This is a genomic window from Pricia sp., from assembly GCF_041745955.1.
GTDB lineage: Bacteria > Bacteroidota > Bacteroidia > Flavobacteriales > Flavobacteriaceae > Pricia.
Genome location: NZ_JBGTHY010000002.1, coordinates 1 through 17,819 on the forward strand (window position 1 = coordinate 1; position 17,819 = coordinate 17,819).

At 43.5% G+C, this 17,819-nt stretch carries 19 protein-coding genes and 4 tRNA genes; 15 read left to right on the forward strand and 8 right to left on the reverse strand.

The genetic code is table 11. From position 1 onward, the window contains the following. From ACEW8S_RS00030 to ACEW8S_RS00065, 8 genes are all read right to left on the reverse strand, one after another. The coding region (locus ACEW8S_RS00030; RefSeq protein ID WP_373516152.1) for a DEAD/DEAH box helicase at positions 1-1,217 on the reverse strand (1,217 nt) is incomplete at its 3' end. Between the two features lie 160 nt (positions 1,218-1,377). Then, positions 1,378-2,091, reverse strand: a complete 714-nt coding sequence (locus tag ACEW8S_RS00035; protein ID WP_373516153.1) for a phosphoribosylanthranilate isomerase — start codon at positions 2,089-2,091, stop codon at positions 1,378-1,380. A gap of 104 nt (positions 2,092-2,195) precedes the next feature. Then, entirely contained in the window at positions 2,196-2,978 is a 783-nt protein-coding gene (gene trpC, locus ACEW8S_RS00040) for an indole-3-glycerol phosphate synthase TrpC (protein ID WP_373516154.1), read from the reverse strand. Positions 2,979-3,100: 122 nt separating this feature from the next. Continuing rightward, on the reverse strand, positions 3,101-4,099 hold the full coding sequence (gene trpD / locus ACEW8S_RS00045) for an anthranilate phosphoribosyltransferase (RefSeq protein WP_373516155.1): 999 nt from the start codon (positions 4,097-4,099) through the stop codon (positions 3,101-3,103). A gap of 12 nt (positions 4,100-4,111) precedes the next feature. Continuing rightward, positions 4,112-4,729, reverse strand: coding sequence for an aminodeoxychorismate/anthranilate synthase component II (locus tag ACEW8S_RS00050; protein ID WP_373516156.1), 618 nt, complete (start codon positions 4,727-4,729; stop codon positions 4,112-4,114). A 53-nt stretch (positions 4,730-4,782) separates the two neighbouring features. Continuing rightward, positions 4,783-6,180, reverse strand: a complete 1,398-nt coding sequence (locus ACEW8S_RS00055) for an anthranilate synthase component I family protein (protein ID WP_373516157.1) — start codon at positions 6,178-6,180, stop codon at positions 4,783-4,785. A gap of 297 nt (positions 6,181-6,477) precedes the next feature. Further along, positions 6,478-7,059, reverse strand: a complete 582-nt coding sequence (locus tag ACEW8S_RS00060) for a YceI family protein (protein ID WP_373516158.1) — start codon at positions 7,057-7,059, stop codon at positions 6,478-6,480. A gap of 75 nt (positions 7,060-7,134) precedes the next feature. Continuing rightward, the gene (locus ACEW8S_RS00065) at positions 7,135-7,581 is read right to left on the reverse strand and encodes a MarR family winged helix-turn-helix transcriptional regulator (protein ID WP_373516159.1); all 447 of its coding nucleotides are present in this window, start codon (positions 7,579-7,581) and stop codon (positions 7,135-7,137) included. 142 nt (positions 7,582-7,723) lie between these two features. Between ACEW8S_RS00065 and ACEW8S_RS00070 the strand changes: the two genes are divergently transcribed. From ACEW8S_RS00070 to ACEW8S_RS00140, 15 genes are all read left to right on the forward strand, one after another. Next, positions 7,724-8,035, forward strand: a complete 312-nt coding sequence (locus tag ACEW8S_RS00070) for a rhodanese-like domain-containing protein (RefSeq protein ID WP_373516160.1) — start codon at positions 7,724-7,726, stop codon at positions 8,033-8,035. A 229-nt stretch (positions 8,036-8,264) separates the two neighbouring features. Beyond that, on the forward strand, positions 8,265-9,548 hold the full coding sequence (locus ACEW8S_RS00075; protein ID WP_373516161.1) for a DUF2851 family protein: 1,284 nt from the start codon (positions 8,265-8,267) through the stop codon (positions 9,546-9,548). Between the two features lie 105 nt (positions 9,549-9,653). Beyond that, entirely contained in the window at positions 9,654-9,881 is a 228-nt protein-coding gene (locus ACEW8S_RS00080; RefSeq protein ID WP_373516162.1) for a PspC domain-containing protein, read from the forward strand. Continuing rightward, positions 9,878-10,894, forward strand: coding sequence for a TrkA family potassium uptake protein (locus ACEW8S_RS00085; RefSeq protein ID WP_373516163.1), 1,017 nt, complete (start codon positions 9,878-9,880; stop codon positions 10,892-10,894). Before ACEW8S_RS00080 ends, ACEW8S_RS00085 begins: the two co-directional genes overlap by 4 nt. Positions 10,895-11,137: 243 nt before the next feature. After that, on the forward strand, positions 11,138-13,129 hold the full coding sequence (locus ACEW8S_RS00090) for an amino acid carrier protein (protein WP_373516168.1): 1,992 nt from the start codon (positions 11,138-11,140) through the stop codon (positions 13,127-13,129). Between the two features lie 114 nt (positions 13,130-13,243). Then, positions 13,244-14,167 carry a ComEA family DNA-binding protein gene (locus ACEW8S_RS00095; protein ID WP_373516164.1) on the forward strand — a complete coding sequence of 308 codons (924 nt, stop codon included), beginning with the start codon at positions 13,244-13,246 and terminating at the stop codon, positions 14,165-14,167. 8 nt (positions 14,168-14,175) lie between these two features. After that, a complete protein-coding gene (locus ACEW8S_RS00100) occupies positions 14,176-15,345 on the forward strand; it encodes an acyl-CoA dehydrogenase family protein (RefSeq protein WP_373516165.1) in 1,170 nt (389 codons plus the stop codon). 240 nt (positions 15,346-15,585) lie between these two features. Continuing rightward, a complete protein-coding gene (rpsU, locus tag ACEW8S_RS00105; protein ID WP_038234876.1) occupies positions 15,586-15,780 on the forward strand; it encodes a 30S ribosomal protein S21 in 195 nt (64 codons plus the stop codon). Between the two features lie 84 nt (positions 15,781-15,864). Then, a complete protein-coding gene (locus ACEW8S_RS00110; protein ID WP_373516166.1) occupies positions 15,865-16,758 on the forward strand; it encodes a tyrosine-type recombinase/integrase in 894 nt (297 codons plus the stop codon). 22 nt (positions 16,759-16,780) lie between these two features. Further along, on the forward strand, positions 16,781-17,083 hold the full coding sequence (hpf, locus tag ACEW8S_RS00115; RefSeq protein WP_373516167.1) for a ribosome hibernation-promoting factor, HPF/YfiA family: 303 nt from the start codon (positions 16,781-16,783) through the stop codon (positions 17,081-17,083). A gap of 100 nt (positions 17,084-17,183) precedes the next feature. Next, positions 17,184-17,257 (forward strand) — tRNA-Thr (locus ACEW8S_RS00120). Between the two features lie 23 nt (positions 17,258-17,280). After that, positions 17,281-17,362 (forward strand) — tRNA-Tyr (locus ACEW8S_RS00125). A gap of 78 nt (positions 17,363-17,440) precedes the next feature. Continuing rightward, positions 17,441-17,513: transfer RNA gene (locus ACEW8S_RS00130), tRNA-Gly, on the forward strand. A gap of 92 nt (positions 17,514-17,605) precedes the next feature. Then, positions 17,606-17,677, forward strand: a tRNA-Thr gene (locus tag ACEW8S_RS00135). Positions 17,678-17,730: 53 nt separating this feature from the next. Beyond that, the coding region (locus ACEW8S_RS00140) for a GTP-binding protein (RefSeq protein WP_373516169.1) at positions 17,731-17,819 on the forward strand (89 nt) is incomplete at its 3' end.

Below are 17,819 nucleotides of genomic sequence, written 5' to 3' on the forward strand. Positions count from 1 at the left end.
CCGATATATAAATAATCGACTCTAAAATCTTGTCCCCAAGCCGAAAAGCAGTGTGCCTCGTCGACAACAAAACGAACAACATTTCGGCCTAACAATAGGCGCTCAATAGTTTTTGAGCGAAGAGATTCGGGAGATATATATAAGATAGATGCAGAGCCATCTTCCACCCTTTTAAATGATTTGCTGCGCTCTATTGGGTCGAGCAATCCATTAATAGTAACCGATTCTGTTAGGCCGGTTTTCTCAAGATTATCAACCTGATCTTTCATTAGTGATTGTAATGGTGAAATCACAACGGTTAATCCTCTTATGTTTCTACCGGCCATCAAAGCCGGAATTTGAAAAGTAAGGGATTTTCCTCCACCTGTGGGAAAAACTGCAAGAAGGGATTTATTTCTAATTGCAGCATTCACAGCATTTTCTTGCAAAGGTTCATCGTTGAAAGTGCGGTATGAATCGAAGCCAAAAAAATATTTTAATCCTAATTTTGCATCCAATTTTTCATCACAATATTTGCAACCGACTAAACAGGGTTTATTTCGAAGCAAGTACATCATCCTCTCTACTTCCGGATAATTCATTAAAACCCATCTTGGCGTAATAGAATAGCGGTCTGTACTATTAATTAATGCCAAACAATAAGCGAGTTCGATCGGGTGTTTATCTATTAAGATTTCTATTGGGGCAGTTGAGCAAAATTTATTCTGAAATTGTTCATTGATCAATTTTGTTAGTAAGGCGTCTTCGGAATTTGTAAAGGATATATATTCGAAGAAATACAAGAACTCATCATGTTCTTTTAGCAGTAAATAATATATCTGTTTTAGAGATTCGTCCAAAGTACCAAAAGCAGCTATTTCATCATAGAATAAATCTTTTGCCTTTTGGGAATCATTTACCGGATTGTTTAATTCATCGGTTTGTATTTTTTCATCTTTTAGTAGGCGATGATAGGGCTTTGTAGGAAATAGTAAAGGAGATAAAACTAACGTATCAATATACCGCAAATGGTTTATCCCTTGAGACGAAAGGTATTTTTGGATGTACTTCAAATCATGTCTGATTATATTATGGCCACAAATGAAGTCAGCATTATTCAGGAAGTCAGCAAAATCATTTATCGAATTCGAGTGAAAAATACTCCCATCACTTTTTACACTCCCAATATCAACAATCTTCTTGCTTTTGGGATCTATTTCAGTGTCGATAAAGGACATAGGTTTCATTATAGTTAAAGTGAGTTAATGTCTTTACTTAATCTTATTCCCAGTGGTCCCTGATTTTTTCAAACCATTGGGTTTCGGTTTTTATGCTCCTCCCAGTTTGATTTTTCGAATTTGTTGAAACCTTTTTCCAACAAAATAATATTGTCAAAAATTATATTATACTTAATAGTTGTCTAAATTCCTTCAACCTCTCAACATGCTTCAGTCCTGGCTCTATCTCAAACCGACTGTTAACATCGATAGCATAACAATTCTTCGCTTCCGGCCGTCTCATGAATTCTTTGATGGCCTCCGCATCTGCCAAACCAATACCGCCACTTAAAAAATAGGGTTTGGTCGAAGAGTAGTTTTTGAGTACCCTCCAATCGAAGGCATAACCGTTTCCGCCTGGGAGTTTGCCTTTGGTGTCGAAGAGGTAATAGTCGCAGACTTCTTCGTAGGGTTTTAGGAGGCTGAAATCGAAGTCGTCTTTTATGGGGAAGACTTTGATGATTTTGAGGTTTGTTACCGCGAGGGAGGTCTCGACTGCGCTCGACCTGACATTGGCTGAGCTCAATCTCACATTGATTGGCTGTGACTTGACATCCCTTGTGCTTGACTTGGCACGTAGTTCATAACAAAACTCCGGGTTTTCTTTACCATGTAATTGCACCGCCTGTAAATCGTACTTTTTTACCTTATTTAGAATTTCTTCTACTGGGGCATCAACAAAAACGCCAACCTTTTGAATACTGCCCGGTAGTTCTGGAATCTCGTCATCAAAAAATCTATTGGAAGATTCCCAGAAAATAAAGCCTAGGTAGTCGGGCCGTAAAGCTGCTACCTCGGCCGTATTCAATTTCATTCCGCAGATTTTTAGTTTCATTGTTATGTTGTTTTAGACATCTTAAATATTTGTCTCGAAATACAAAGTTCTTTGAATGGATACTGTTTCTTGTTAAAAATATAAACCTTACAGAGGTTTGAACTTTAACCTAAATTGCCAATAAACTCCCCCGCAGCTACTCCCGGATTTTTCGTGCGCATAAAATTCTCTCCGATCAAAAACCCTTGATACCCGTAGGGTTTCAAGTCTTTTATGGCTTCGATGCTACTGATACCGCTTTCCGACACTTTCACAAAATCATCGGGAATCAGTTTTGAGAGTGTTTTACTGGTCTCTATGCTGACTTCAAAGTTCTTTAGGTTTCGGTTGTTGACGCCCAACATATCCAGATTGGGCATGATGGATTTATGGAGCTCTTCTTCGTTGTGGACTTCGAGGATCACATCGAGATGCAAACTTTTTGCCAGTTCCGAAAAGCGCTTGATTTTATCCTTTTCCAAGATTGCCGCGATTAAAAGGATGACATCCGCACCGTTGGCCTTAGCCTCTAGAACCTGATATTCGTCGATAATGAATTCTTTGCGCAATAATGGCATTTGAACGGCTGCGCGAGCCAGTAGCAGATCATCTAAGGAACCTCCGAAATATTTACTGTCCGTTAGAACGGACATACCGCAGACGCCGGCATTTTCATAGCCTTTGGCGACGTCTTGTACATTCAGGTCTTGGTTGATAACTGATTTGGACGGAGAACGTCTTTTGTGTTCGGCGATGATGCCCGAGTCACTTTTGCGGAGGGCAGCGGCCAAAGAAATGGTCGGGCGACCGAACAATACCGATTTTTCCAATTGCGAAACTGGAATCACCGATTTTTTTAAATCTACTTCCGTTCGTTTGTCCGCCACTATTTTATCTAAAATGTTCATTTCTTAAAAGCTTGTTCTACGCTTTTCGCTAAAGTGATACAGCGAAAAAACCGTATCAATTTAAATCAATACTTTTTAAAAGCCTGCCGCTCACAACAATTCTTAGTACCGAATAATGTACCTTAAGATGCCTTACTTAACTCCTGTAATTTCTTCAATGCTAGTAATCCCTTGCCGCTCCTAAGCGACTCCTTCGCCTGTTCAAAACCTTCTTTGACACTCAAATTCTTGACCGTGGCAATCGCCACCCCGGCATTGGCGCAGACCACATTGTTCTGTGCCTCGGTGCCTTGGCCTTGCAGGACGTTCAAGAATATTTTGGCGGATGCTTCGATGCTATCGCCTCCCAAAATTTCGGATTGTTTAATGGCTGGCACACCGAAATCCGAGGGTTTTAGCATGCCTTCTGAGCGGTTTGAGATAGTTTTTGTGTTTCCGGTCAAGGAGATTTCGTCGTACCCGTCGAGGGAGTGCAATACCGTGAATTTTTTATCGGTATTCTGATAGAGATACCCATACATACGCGCCAGTTCGAGGTTGAAAACGCCGACCAGCTGATTTTTTGGGAAGGCGGGGTTGACCATCGGCCCCAACATATTGAAAAAAGTCTTAACCCCCAGATCGCGGCGTATTGGGGCCACGTTCTTCATTGCGGGATGAAACAGGGGCGCATGTAGCACGCAGATACCTGCTTTGTCAATCGATTTTTCCAAAAATTCTTTTTCGCTGCTGAACTTGATGCCGAGGAATTCCATGACGTTACTGCTTCCGCATTTGCTGGAAACGCCGTAGTTGCCGTGTTTGGTAACTTTCGCGCCGGCCCCGGCGGTCACGAAAGAGGCCAATGTCGAAATATTAAAGGTGTCCTTGCCGTCGCCGCCCGTACCGCAGAGATCGATGGGGTCGTATTCGGACAGGTCTACCGCCAAGCACAGTTCCAACAGCGCGTCACGGAAGCCTTCAAGTTCTTCGATGGTGATACTTCGCATCATGTAAACGGTTACAAAGGCCGCGATCTGACTGGTATTATAATCGCCTTTGGCCATATTGACAAGTATTTTCTTGGCATCGGATTTGGAGAGGATGTCGTGGTTGATCAGTTTATTTAGCGTGTCTTTCATTAGTTCTATTAACTACTTATTAATCCAGTTCTCTAATATCTTCTTCCCATCGGGTGTCAAAACCGACTCCGGATGAAACTGTACGGCGCAGACGTCGTACTCTCTGTGACGGAGGGACATGACCTGGCCGTTTTCATCGACCGAAGTAGCCTCTAAAACTGCGGGTAAATCTGGATTTACTACCCATGAGTGATACCTGCCCACTTCGATTTCCTTTGAAAGTCCCGCAAAAATCACATCCTCTTTTGTAATTCGTATTTGAGTGGCGACGCCGTGGTGCACTTCGTCCAAATTAATAAGGGTTCCACCGAAGACCTCACCAATGGCCTGTTGCCCAAGGCAGACCCCTAAAATACTTTTGGTCGGGGCATATTTGGCAATGATTTCCTTGAGCAATCCCGCTTCATCGGGAATTCCGGGACCTGGCGATAGTACAATTTTATCGAAGGCATCGACCTCTTCCAAGGTCAAACGGTCGTTTCGCCTTACGGTCACCGAGCATCCCAGGTCTTCAAGATAATGTACGAGATTATAGGTGAAGCTATCGTAGTTGTCGATGACGAGAACGGAGACGCCTGACTTTATCTTGCGGGTAGAACTCTTGTCTATGTGTATATTTTTTGTGTTCATTTTCTTGTTGTAACGATTTAATGCTGCCATGGGATTCGGCGGCCGTACGACTTTTATATGCCCTCCGCAATCTCCAAAGCCTTGGTCAGCGCGCCCAGTTTGTGATAGGTTTCCTCCAATTCATCGTCAGGATCGGAGGCGGCTACCAATCCTGCACCGGCTTGATAGTGCAGTTGATGGTTCTTGCTGAGAAAGGTGCGGATCATGATGGCGTGGTTGAAATTGCCATTAAAATCCATAAAACCTATGGCGCCGCCGTAATAGCCCCGGCTTGTTTTTTCATAGTGTTCTATCAATTGCATGGCCCTGTGTTTTGGGGCGCCGCTCAATGTTCCGGCCGGGAAAGTGTCTGCTACTACTTTAAGTGTCGGGATATTCTTTTTTATTTGTCCCGTTACTTTCGATACCAGATGGATAACGTGCGAAAAGAACTGCACTTCGCGATAATTGGTGACCTTGACCAGACTGCCGTTGCGGCTGAGGTCGTTGCGGGCAAGGTCAACGAGCATCACGTGTTCGCTGTTTTCCTTATCGTCTTCGGTCAGTTGTTTGGCCAAAATAGCATCCTTTTCATCGTTGCCGGTTCGTTTAAAGGTGCCTGCGATGGGGTGAATTTCGGCTATTCCGTCCTTAACTACTAATTGGGCCTCGGGGGAACTTCCGAAGATCTTAAAATCCCCATAATCGAAATAAAACAGGTAAGGCGAAGGATTTACGGAACGTAAGGCACGATATACGTTAAATTCATCCCCCTTAAAATCTTGTGAAAAACGTCTTGAAAGCACCAATTGAAACACATCGCCGCGCTGGCAGTGTTTTTTGGCCAGACGTACATGTTCTTTGTATTCTTCATCTTTCAGATTGGAAATGGCCGCGCCATCCATCAAAAAAGTATAGGAAGCGAAATTGCGAACATTCAAAATACGTTCAATCTCGACCGTATTTTCATCTTCCTCAAAACAATGCGCAAAAATATAGGCCTCGTTCTTGAAATGGTCGATGGCGATTACATTTTTATATACTGCGTAGTATATATCGGGAATGGCAATGCTGTCCGCTTTTTTTTGCAATTGTACATCCTCAAAATAGCGTACCGCGTCATAGGCCATATAACCGAAAAGTCCGTTGACGATAAATTTGAAATCCTTGTTTTCGGTCTCGAACCTCTGGCTAAATTCGTTGATGATATGTACAACGTCGGTGTCGGTTTCAATACCGATTTCTTCGGATGTACCATCGGGAAACTGCTGTACGATCATTTCATTCGCTATTTTGATCGAGGCGATGGGATTGCAGCAGATATAGGAAAAGCTGTTGTCATTGGCGTGATAATCGCTACTTTCCAATAGGATACTGTTGGGAAAGCGATCTCTGATCTTTAGATAGACGCTTACGGGAGTGATGGTGTCGGCAAGGATGCGCTTGTAGCTGGTCTTAAGTTTATATTTCATTTCGATATCGTTCAAAAGATTTCCGCCGGAGTTTGCGCTGAGCGCGGACGAGGTGCGGAAATGACAAAATAATTTAATTAAAAAAGCCTGTCGTGATGACAGGCCCTATATAGTTGTACTACAATGATGCTCAGCTCACGATGCTTATCGAAAGTTGTTCCACCACCAAGTTTGTATGCTGTTGTAAATCATTGGTCAAATATAGAAATCATTTTTAAAAGGACAAGCGGATGACGTAAAAAATATAGGGGCCGAAAATTTCAGGCCCCTAGGTGTGCTTTTAAAAGTATTGAAATACTAGAATTCCAGATCAACGACCAAATCAAACTCGTCATAGATGGTCTTGTCCCCCAAATTCTCGAAAAAGTTTCCTGAACGGAATTTGATATCATAGTTGGTACGATCCACTTTAACGGTAGCGGTGGCCTTGCTTCCGTAAACGGACATGTCAAAAACTACCGGTTTGGTGATGTCCTTAATAGTAAGATCCCCTGTAACTTCGTAAGAATTCTTTCCAGTGGATTTTACTTTGGTAAAGACCAATTTCGAGGTGGCATGCTTCTCGGTATGGAAAAAATCTTCGGAATTCAGGTGTCCTTCCAACTTCCCTTTGCTTTCTGGATCGCCTTCAAGGTCTGTTGAGACCAAACTTGACATATCGACCGTGAATTCGCCGCCCGTAAGTTTTTCGCCGTCGAACATCAACGACCCTTGCTCCAGTTGTAAGGTGCCCGTGTGGGAGCCGGTTACTTTATAGGCTTTCCAAGTTACCGTACTTGCATCGGCCTTTACTTTTTTCTTCTCGTCGGCAACGGGTTCGGTGGCGGTGGCTACGCCAAAAACTAAGGCCAATGCTAAACTAAAAACTCCTCTTTTCATAAATTAGTGATTTTTGTCATTCCGGCGCTCAGCATAAACTCCGGCCGGAATCTTGTTAATAATTAATGTTGCTATTTAAAATTTGTCGAACAAAAAGTTCAGTTGTTCCAATTCTTTTTGGGACAGGTTTTCGAGTATTTTATCTTCGGCATCTTTCATTGCCCCATCCATTCTCTCCAATTGTGCGATACCTTGATCCGTAATGGAAATCTCGATTTTTCTGCGGTTCGAGGGGCATATACGGCGGTGTACGTACCCTTTCAGCAAAAGTTTATCGACCAACCGGGTGGTATTGCTCATTTTGGTCACCATACGCTCGTTCAAGGTCGAGAGGTTGGCGGGTTTACCGTTCTGCCCCCTCAAAATCCGTAATACATTGAACTGTTGCAATGATACCCCGTAGGATTTGAGAGCGGTAAAGATGGTTTCTTTAATTTTAACGTCCACCAATATAAAATGGATAATCGTTCTACTTTTAAGGGGAATTTCTTTATCCGTTTTAATGATTTTCTCTACATTCATACGCCCTCAACAATTGTATAGACAAATATACAGGACTTTTTAAAGGAAAGTAAAGGGAGCGAGCCAATGTTTTGTTAAAAATTAAAAGAGGGGTCTTTTCGGATAATTATATTATTTTTGGGATGACAAAAAAATGATATTCATGAATCTATCACAGCAAGAATGGGAAGACCAACTAGAAAAGGATGAAAACGCCTTTATTTTAGACGTGCGCACACCCGAGGAACTAGAGGGGGGACATATACCCAATGCCGTCAATATCGATTTTTATCTGGGGCAGGATTTCCTTAACGAGGTCGAAAAACTCGACAAAGGCAAAAATTATTACGTCTATTGCCGAAGCGGAAACCGAAGTGGTCAGGCCTGTGTCATTATGAACAGTGTTGGCTTTAAGAACGCCTACAACTTGGAAGGTGGATTTATGAATTGGGAAGGGGAGGTCATCGAAGAGTAGGCAGTAGCGAGTGGCAGTTGTATTACCAATCTTTTCAAGTTCAACCATAAGCTAAAACGGTTTAAGGTTTAATCGCTACTTTGCAGCTGTTCAAAGTTATATGTGTTCGACCTTGAACTTTGAATCTGCCAACTGCAGCTTTGAACCTTGAATTTTTCAATCGATAATGTCCAAAATAGTAGCATTCAACCTGTAAACCACAAACCACAAACCACAAACCAAAAATACCTTGAAAGAAGACCTGCTACATTTCATCTGGAAATACAAAAAATTGCAGTTAGATGATCTGGTCGGCACAAATAAGCAGCCTATTCGTATCGTCGAAACCGGCACGCACAACCATTTGGCGGGCCCGGATTTTTTTAATGCCCAGGTAATCATCGGCGGACAGCTTTGGGCGGGCAATGTTGAAATCCACCTAAATTCTTCGGACTGGTATGCGCACCATCACGAACAGGATGCCAACTATAACAATGTGATTCTTCACGTGGTCTGGGAAGATGACGCTGCGGTCTTTCGCAGTGATAATTCCGAAATTCCTACGCTTGAGCTGCGAAGCTGTATCCCACCAGGTGTTTTGGACGCCTATCAAAAGCTATTCGATAAAAATGGCGTTCAATTTATCAATTGCGAGAAAAATATCGGGCATGTTGATAACTTTATTATAGAAAATTGGCTGGAACGCTTGTATTTCGAAAGGTTGGAACGTAAGTCCCAATTCGTTTTCGAGCTGTTGGAAAGCTCCAAAAACGACTGGGAGCAGGTGCTTTTTGCCATGCTGCTCAAGAATTTCGGACTAAAAATAAATGGGGCATCCTTTTTAAGCTTGGCCCGGGCCTTGGATTTTTCGACGGTACGTAAGCTACAATCCGACTCCTTGGCCTTGGAAAGTGTTTTCTATGGAATGTCACACTTATTGGATTCGGAAGAAATTCCGGATGATTATTACATCCAGCTAAAAAAAGAATACGTCCATTTTAAGAATAAGTTCGATTTAGGGGAAGGAAACGTGCAAAAACCGGAATTCTTCAAACTAAGGCCCCCGAACTTCCCCACCATCCGGCTATCACAGTTGGCAAACCTGTATACCAAACATCAAAATCTTTTCAGCAGGGTGATACACGCATCCCAGCTGGAAGAGCTATATGAGCTATTCGAAGTTTCGGCAAGTGCCTATTGGAACGAGCATTTTACGTTCGGAAAAACATCCAAAAAAAGTATCAAAAGGCTGACAAAAAGCTTTATCGATCTTTTGATCATCAATACCCTCTTGCCCCTGAAATTCTGCTATGCACAACATCAGGGCAAGGAAGCCAACGAAGAGATCATCCAAATCATATCCCAAATAAAAAAAGAGGAAAACAGTATTATCGTTAACTTTGATCATCACGGTATTTCTATCGGTAATGCCAAGGAAAGCCAAGCCATATTGCAGTTATATAATGAATATTGTACCCGGAACAAATGCCTGCAATGCGCTGTGGGGAATCGTTTATTGCAGGGAAATGGTTAATTTTACGAAGCACGAAGCACGAAGCACGAAGTTTTGAACTAAACTACCAAAGCCACATACCCATAAACTTTTTTTGCACTTGCGCTCGAAACTTGAACTTTACTCATGAACATCTTGTACCAACTTCTCTACTACTTCCAAAAACGCGGCTTCGAAGTCTGCCGTCGGATCGCCGAACGTCTGGGTATTCGCACGCGGGTAGTGCGCACCTCGTTTATCTACCTTACATTCGTGACCCTCGGTTTTGGCTTTGCCCTGTATCTTTTCTTGGCCTTTTGGCTGCGCATCAAAGATCTGGTCTACACCAAACGCACCTCCGTTTTTGACCTATGAACCTATTGAACATCTTTCGGTCCAGAATCTTTCTCGCATTGGCATTGATAGTACTGGTGCTGACCACAGGTATTTTAGGATATCGATATATTTCGGACTTTTCTTGGTTGGATGCCGTCTACATGACCGCAATTACAATCACTACCGTCGGGTTTTCGGAAGTAGGTCCGCTGAGTACCGAGGGGAAAATTTTTACCGTATTTTTAATAATCTCAAGCGTATTTATTTTTGCCTTCTCCATTTCGTTGATCTCGGAATACATCCTAAGCAGAAACTCGCTACAACTTTTAAAAAAGAAGAAAGTGAAAGACAGAATCAACAAGTTGTCCGATCATGTGATCCTATGTGGTTTCGGACGTAACGGTATACAGGCGGCCGAACGTTTGAGAACCTATAAAAAACCCTTTGTCGTCATTGAAAAAGATCGCGAAGTCATCGAAAAATTCGCAGAGGAAGGGATACTTTTCGTAGAAGGCGATGCCAATGAAGACGAAATTCTGGGCGAGGCCGGTATAGAACGGTCGCAGTACCTTATAGCGGCGATGCCCGATGACGCCGCGAATCTTTTCGTGGTGCTATCGGCAAGGCAAATGAACAAAGGCCTGTTCATCATCAGTAGGGCCTCGTTGGCAAACTCATATAAGAAATTGTTGTTGGCAGGTGCTGATAAGGTAATTATGCCCGACCGTATCGGGGGCGACCACATGGCCTCGTTGGTGGTCATGCCCGACCTGATCACGTTTATGGACCAGTTGGGTACCGAAGGTAAAAATACCACCAACCTCGAAGAAGTGGCCATAGAGGATTTTAAAGAGCATGTAGACTGTAATTCCCTGCGCGACCTCGACCTGCGAAGAAAGACAGGCTGCACCATTATAGGGTATATCGAACCTGATGGCAATTATATTATCAATCCCGAAGCAGATCTGCAGCTAAAGCCAAAGAGTAAAGTTATAGTTCTGGGACGGCCAGAGCAGATACGAAAACTGCACGAGATGTTCCATATCGAGTAATTCGATGGTAGCTTCGGGCAGGTTTTTAGTGATGCGTTTAGGTTAATTCGAAAGTATTATTTGATTGTTCTGCTTATTTTTAGGATATTGGGCTTTCTTTAACAAGAGCATCCCAAACGTTTATTAACCGTTTCACAAAGACCACACATGGTATACCCAACGAAAAACTATCTTTTTTTATGTTTAACATTGTTCGCTTTTGTGGTGAACGCACAACAAGAGCTTAGGGTCAACGAAGCGGTAATGAACCCGTCGGATATTATTAATGACGGGGTAATCGAGATACAGGTGCTTGGCGGTACTTCCCCCTATACCTATAAGTGGAGCAATGAAGAAACGCCGCTATCGAGTAATAAAGCGGTCGGTCTGACCGAAGGTATCGATTATTCGGTAACGGTTACGGATGCGAAAGGAGCTTCGATCACCAAAAAATATCAAGTGAAGACCCAAGCGATAACTGAGGTTTTCAACGGCGTAATGACCCCCGCGGTCGATGCATTGGGTTCCGTGCTATTTTGGGATCCATTTGCCGCCATAGGTATATATGACCCCATAGCCTATGCCGATGCAAAGTTGGTCAGAACCCCCGGATGGTCTGCAAATGTGGAGGACAAGTTTGTATTAAAAAAATGGTTGAAAGCGGAAGGTTCAGAGGTGAAGAAAGGTGATCAAATCGCAGTGGTATCCCGTGATAATGGGGCCGACGAAACTGTCATTGCTTCCGCTAATGGGGAGCTAAGGTATCTGGTGCAGGAAGGTAAGGCCATCTATAATTCCGAAAATGCCGAACATGTCATCGCGCAAGGCGCTCACTTTTTGGCTGAAATCAAATATGACAGACCCGAGCCCTTGTTACATCCTAACGGTGATCCGGTAACGAAACCTATACCCTTTATCGTGATATGGCTCGTTCTTGGGGCGCTTTTCTTTACCATTCGCATGGGGTTTATCAATGTTCGCGGCTTCAAGCATTCCCTAGAGCTGGCCAAAGGCAAGTACGACGACCCCAATGCGCCGGGACAAGTCACCCATTTTCAAGCTCTGGCAACAGCTGTTTCGGGCACTGTAGGCCTTGGTAATATTGCCGGTGTTGCAGTCGCGGTCTCCGTGGGAGGTGCAGGGGCGACTTTTTGGATGATCGTATGCGGACTTTTAGGAATGTCGTCAAAATTCGTGGAATGTACCTTAGGTGTCAAGTACCGGAATATCCTTCCTGATGGTCGTGTTTTTGGCGGGCCTATGAACTATCTACGCTACGGCCTCGAAAAACGGAACATGAAAGGTTTTGGGAAAGTGCTCGCTGCCGTATTTGCTGTTTTGGCGATAGGGGCCTCCTTTGGTGGTGGTAACATGTTTCAGGCCAACCAGTCGTTTGAACAGTTGGCCGGGCAGTTCCCGGTACTGGCAGGTAATGGTTTTTGGTTCGGTATTGTAACCGCCATTCTGGTTGGTGTGGTTATCATAGGCGGAATACGGAGTATTGCAAAGGTTACCGAAAAAATTGTTCCTCTAATGGCCGGTATTTATGTGCTTGCCGCACTGGTGGTTATCATTATGAATATTCAGAATCTGGGTGCCGCCTTTGGGGCCATTTTTGACGGTGCTTTTAGCCCAAGTGCACTCAAGGGTGGCGTCATCGGTGTTTTGGTGGTTGGTTTTCAAAGAGCGGCCTTTTCCAATGAAGCAGGGGTAGGTTCGGCTGCCATCGCACACAGCGCGGCCAAAACAAACCATCCACCATCCGAAGGTTTCGTAGCCTTGCTTGAACCATTTATAGACACCGTAGTGGTATGTACGCTTACCGCATTGGTGCTCGTTTTTACGGGTATGCACGAAGTTGAGGGTATGGCCGGTGCACAGTTGACTTCCGATGCCTTCGGAAGCCAAATCTCCTGGTTCCCCTATGTTTTAGGTATCGCCGTATTTCTGTTTGCCTTCTCGACTATGATCTCATGGTCTTATTACGGTATGCGCGCTTGGACGTATTTGTTCGGAAAAAGTACAAAATCCGAAATGACCTATAAAATGTTTTTCTTGGTATTCATTGTTATCGGGGCCTCGGTAAGTTTGGGCGCCGTACTCGATTTTTCCGATATGATGATCTTGGCCATGTCCTTTCCCAATATTATTGGGCTTTATATCATGTCAGGGGAAGTGAAAGCCGACCTTGAAGGCTATTGGAAAAAGCTCAAGGCGAACGAGCTGTTCAAAAAACAGAAAACCGTGAAGGAATAATTTGGGGGTAAAGTTAGGATATTCTCAGCTGTTCATAACCGAGTGTTCGGTAAACAGGCAATAATCTATTGGTGTCACACGTTTTAAGAGGTTACTGATCCAAACTGACCTTTCGTGAACAACTTAAAATCCCACTTTCGGTTCAATACACAGGAACGAAGTGGGATTTTCTTTTTGCTCCTCATCATAATATCGCTACAGGTAGGTTATTATTTTTATGGACGTTTTTCTGGGGATACGCAGCAGGATGCCTTAGTGGTAGACCGCGAAATGCAAACTCAAATCGACGCCCTAAAGCAAGCGGCCCTGAAAAAGGATTCCGTAAAAATCTATCCCTTCAATCCTAACTTTATCACTGATCATAAAGGATATGTTTTAGGGATGTCTACGGATGAAATCGATAGGCTGCATGCCTTCCGCAAACAGAACAAATTTGCGAACACTGCGGAAGAATTCCAGAAAGTCACCCAAGTGTCCGATGCGTTACTGGATGACATATCCCCACATTTCAAATTCCCGGAATGGACGAAATCGGGTAAGCAGTCGTCAGTAGGCAGTAACCAGTATGGGGTCGGAAGCCATTCTTATGAAAATGGGCCATCCCCTCGTAAAGATTTGGGGAAGGACCCGCAGAATGTGGCAGTCAAAGATTTGAACACCGCCACCGCCCAAGAACTGCGAAAGATCAATGGCATAGGCGAAAAACTATCCGCCCGGATCCTAAAGTTCAGAAACAGGCTGGGCGGCTTCCTTGTCGACGATCAATTGTACGATGTGTACGGTATGGATCCCGAGGTGGTCGGAAGAACGCTCGAAAGGTACAGGGTGCGGCAAAAGCCCGATATCCCTAAAATAAACGTCAATACAGCCTCGGTATACGAGATAGCTGCGTTGGTATATATTCAAAAACAGGTTGCCGAACGTATCGTAGAATACCGAAATGTCAATAACGGCATCCTTTCTTTGGAAGAACTTGAAAATATTGAAGGTTTCCCATTCGAAAAAATCGATAGAATAGCTTTATATTTGTCCCTTTAAAAAAAGCTATGCAAAGTATGTACTTCACCGAAGAACATCGCCTGTTTAGGGAGAGTCTTAAAGATTTTTTACAGAAAGAAGTCGTGCCCCATATCGAGAAGTGGGAAGCGTCCGGACAAATAGAGCGCTTTATTTGGAAAAAGTTTGGCGAAATGGGCTATTTCGGCCTTGCTGTGCCAGAAGCTGATGGCGGTCTGGGCCTCGACCTTTTTTATACCGTTATTCTGCTTGAAGAACTCCAAAAAATCGATTCCGGAGGTTTTGCCGCTGCGATCTGGGCCCATGCCTATCTGGCCATGACCCATTTGCACAAGAACGGTAACGCGGCCCAAAAAGAATCATTTCTGACCCCAAGTATTGACGGAGAAAAAATTGGATGTCTCGGGGTGACCGAACCCTTTGGGGGCAGTGATGTGGCGGGAATGCGGACCACCGCGACCAAAAAGGGGGACACCTATGTCATCAACGGATCTAAAACCTTCATAACGAACGGGGTCTTTGGCGATTACATCATTTTGGCCGTTAAGACCGACCCCGCTGCCGGGAATAAGGGCATCAGTATTTTTATCGTAGACCTACATAGTAAAGGGGTGACCAAGAACAAGCTCAACAAGTTGGGTTGGCGGGCATCCGATACGGCCGAGTTGGCCTTTGATAATGTTGAGGTGCCGATGGCCAACCTGATGGGCGAAGAGGGCAAAGGGTTTACCTATATCATGGAGGCCTTTGCATTAGAGCGATTGATCATGGGCATCAATGCGCACGCCAGAGCCGAATATGCTTTGGATTATGCCCTGCAATATATGTCGGAGCGTGAAACCTTCGGTAAATCGATAGACCAATATCAGGCCCTGCGCCATCGTTTTGTGGATCTTCACGCCGATATGGAATTGTGCAAACACTACAATTATGGTGTCGTCCAAAAAATGGGGAAAGGCGATTATGTAGTCCGTGAGGCTACGATTTCGAAACTCAAAGCCACCAAAATGGCGGATGAGGTGATATATGACTGTCTGCAATTTTTGGGCGGTTACGGGTATATTGAAGACTATCCGATGGCACGCCTGATGCGCGATAGCCGATTGGGGCCTATCGGTGGGGGCACTTCCGAGATACTAAAGGAAATACTCGCCAAAATTCTAATCGATAAAAAGGAGTATCGGCCGCCATCGGGCTAGTAGGTCAACTTTGACATAGTTTCAAACTTTGTCATAGTTTTCACCTGTTTTTCAGCATTAAGCATTCGGTTCAGGTTTCAGAATTCTGTTCGGCATTAAGCATTAAGTTCAGGATTTGGGATTTGACATTTGGGATTTATCACCGGTTCAAAAGAAATTTGTCACTAAAGTACTGCCATTTATAAATTAGTTTTATATTTGCGCTTTATATTAATTATTTAAGAAAGGAGGTTGTAGCCAATGTTAATTATACCAGTTAAAGAAGGGGAGAATATCGATAGGGCTTTAAAACGTTTCAAGCGCAAGTTTGACAAAACGGGTACGATGCGGCGATTGCGCAAGCGTCAACAGTTTACCAAACCCTCCGTAGAGCGCAGGGCGCAGATACAAAAAGCTGAATACATACAAGGTTTAAGGGATAAGGAGGAAATCTAAATCCTGATTTTGTATTAAATTACAATTAATTAATAATTAAATCCCGCTGTTCGCGGGATTTTTTGTTTTTACTACCTTCGTTATATGTCTCTAGAACGTTTCATTGCTTATTTGTCCCTAGAAAAAAAGTATTCCGTCCATACGGTAACCGCCTATCAAAACGATATCGAGGCTTTTGCATCTTTCTGTTCCGGAGAATTCGGCCTCGAAGGTATTGATGATGTCGAATATCCAATCATCCGAAATTGGATAGTATGTTTGGTAGATAGCAAAATTTCCAATCGTTCCGTTAATCGTAAGACGGCCTCCTTGAAATCATATTATAAATTTTTACAGGGTATCGGTCGCATCGGTACAAATCCCTTGGCAAAACACCGGGCGTTAAAAACATCCAAAAAAATCGAAATCCCTTTTTCGGATGAAGAGATGCGCAAGGTGCTTTCGCATATCGAGTATTCCGATGACTTTGAGGGTATCCGTGATACGTTGATTATCGAGCTACTTTATACTACGGGCATCCGCAGGGCCGAACTCATCCATTTGAAAATGGCCGATGTAGACCTCGCCGGGAGTCTGATTAAAGTATTGGGCAAACGGAACAAAGAGCGTGTGTTGCCTTTATTGCCCTCTACGGTTCGGGCTTTGGAGGGGTATTTTGAACAGCGGGCTTCGCTTGAAACTATTGTCGACACGGCCTATGTGTTTTTGTTAAAGTCAGGTTATAAAACCTATGAAACCCTTGTCTATCGATTAATAAATTCCTACTTTAGTAAGGTGTCTTCAAAGGTTAAAAAGAGTCCCCATATCTTAAGGCACACTTTTGCGACCCATTTGCTCAACGAAGGAGCGGACCTGAATTCCGTGAAAGAACTATTGGGGCATTCGAGTTTGGCCTCTACACAAGTGTATACGCACAATAGTATTGCCGAACTTAAAAAGGTACATGCATCAGCCCATCCGAGGGGCAAAAAACAATAGTTTAACCTTAAAACTTTTACCTATGCAAGTAAACGCTCAATCGGTCAATTTTAATGCCGACAGAAAACTTATCGATTTTTTACAGAATAGAATGGATAAATTGGAGACTTTCTATGATAAAATCATAAACGCCGATGTCTTTTTAAAAGTGGAGAACACCAGTGTGAAGGAAAATAAAATCGTAGAAATAAAATTGAACGTTCCGGGCGATGTGTTTATGATGAAGAAACAGTGTAAAAGTTTCGAGGAAGCGGTGGATTCTGCCTGTAGTTCCCTTGAACGAAAGCTTATAAAACGTAAAGAAAAAATGCGCGTTCAGGCTTGATTAAAATTTTTGCGAATTTGTTTTGAATAAACAAATAAATCTATACATTTGCAGTCCGTTAGAAATAGCGGACTTTTTTTTGCAGTAAAGGAGGTAAAAGGCCGATGTAGCTCAGCTGGCTAGAGCAGCTGATTTGTAATCAGCAGGTCGTGGGTTCGAGTCCCTCTATCGGCTCTTAAGTTCTTAAAAATCAGGTCGGGGAGATACTCAAGCGGCCAACGAGGGCAGACTGTAAATCTGCTGACTACGTCTTCGCAGGTTCGAATCCTGCTCTCCCCACAAAATGGAAAAATCCAAATTCCAAGCCCCAAACTCCAATTTTTTGGAATTTGATTTTTGGAATTTGTTTGAAGGATTGCGGGAGTAGCTCAGTTGGTAGAGCGTCAGCCTTCCAAGCTGAATGTCGCCGGTTCGAACCCGGTCTCCCGCTCAAGATTGACAAGTTTTGTCATTCCTGCGGAGGCAGGAATCTTCTCCTTATAATACGGTTGAAGTTAAGGATGAAGATATTAAACACTTTACGCCGACGTAGCTCAGGGGTAGAGCGTTTCCTTGGTAAGGAAGAGGTCATGGGTTCAATTCCCATCGTTGGCTCAATCACGGTACTATTACACACTAATATATAACTAAGATTAAAATTCACTAAAATGGCAAAGGAAAAATACGATCGTTCCAAACCGCACTTGAACATAGGCACTATTGGACACGTGGATCACGGTAAAACAACATTGACTGC

Coding starts and splice junctions, on each gene's coding strand:
- trpC (WP_373516154.1), bottom strand. CDS start 2,978: ATGAACATTTTAGATAAAATAGTGGCGGACAAACGAACGGAAGTAGAT.
- ACEW8S_RS00060 (WP_373516158.1), bottom strand. CDS start 7,059: ATGAAAAGAGGAGTTTTTAGTTTAGCATTGGCCTTAGTTTTTGGCGTA.
- trpD (WP_373516155.1), bottom strand. CDS start 4,099: ATGAAAGACACGCTAAATAAACTGATCAACCACGACATCCTCTCCAAA.
- ACEW8S_RS00055 (WP_373516157.1), bottom strand. CDS start 6,180: ATGAAATATAAACTTAAGACCAGCTACAAGCGCATCCTTGCCGACACC.
- ACEW8S_RS00035 (WP_373516153.1), bottom strand. CDS start 2,091: ATGAAACTAAAAATCTGCGGAATGAAATTGAATACGGCCGAGGTAGCA.
- rpsU (WP_038234876.1), top strand. CDS start 15,586: ATGTTAATTATACCAGTTAAAGAAGGGGAGAATATCGATAGGGCTTTA.
- ACEW8S_RS00080 (WP_373516162.1), top strand. CDS start 9,654: ATGAACATCTTGTACCAACTTCTCTACTACTTCCAAAAACGCGGCTTC.
- ACEW8S_RS00090 (WP_373516168.1), top strand. CDS start 11,138: ATGAACCCGTCGGATATTATTAATGACGGGGTAATCGAGATACAGGTG.
- ACEW8S_RS00070 (WP_373516160.1), top strand. CDS start 7,724: ATGAATCTATCACAGCAAGAATGGGAAGACCAACTAGAAAAGGATGAA.
- ACEW8S_RS00085 (WP_373516163.1), top strand. CDS start 9,878: ATGAACCTATTGAACATCTTTCGGTCCAGAATCTTTCTCGCATTGGCA.
- ACEW8S_RS00065 (WP_373516159.1), bottom strand. CDS start 7,581: ATGAATGTAGAGAAAATCATTAAAACGGATAAAGAAATTCCCCTTAAA.
- hpf (WP_373516167.1), top strand. CDS start 16,781: ATGCAAGTAAACGCTCAATCGGTCAATTTTAATGCCGACAGAAAACTT.
- ACEW8S_RS00050 (WP_373516156.1), bottom strand. CDS start 4,729: ATGAACACAAAAAATATACACATAGACAAGAGTTCTACCCGCAAGATA.
- ACEW8S_RS00110 (WP_373516166.1), top strand. CDS start 15,865: ATGTCTCTAGAACGTTTCATTGCTTATTTGTCCCTAGAAAAAAAGTAT.
- ACEW8S_RS00100 (WP_373516165.1), top strand. CDS start 14,176: ATGCAAAGTATGTACTTCACCGAAGAACATCGCCTGTTTAGGGAGAGT.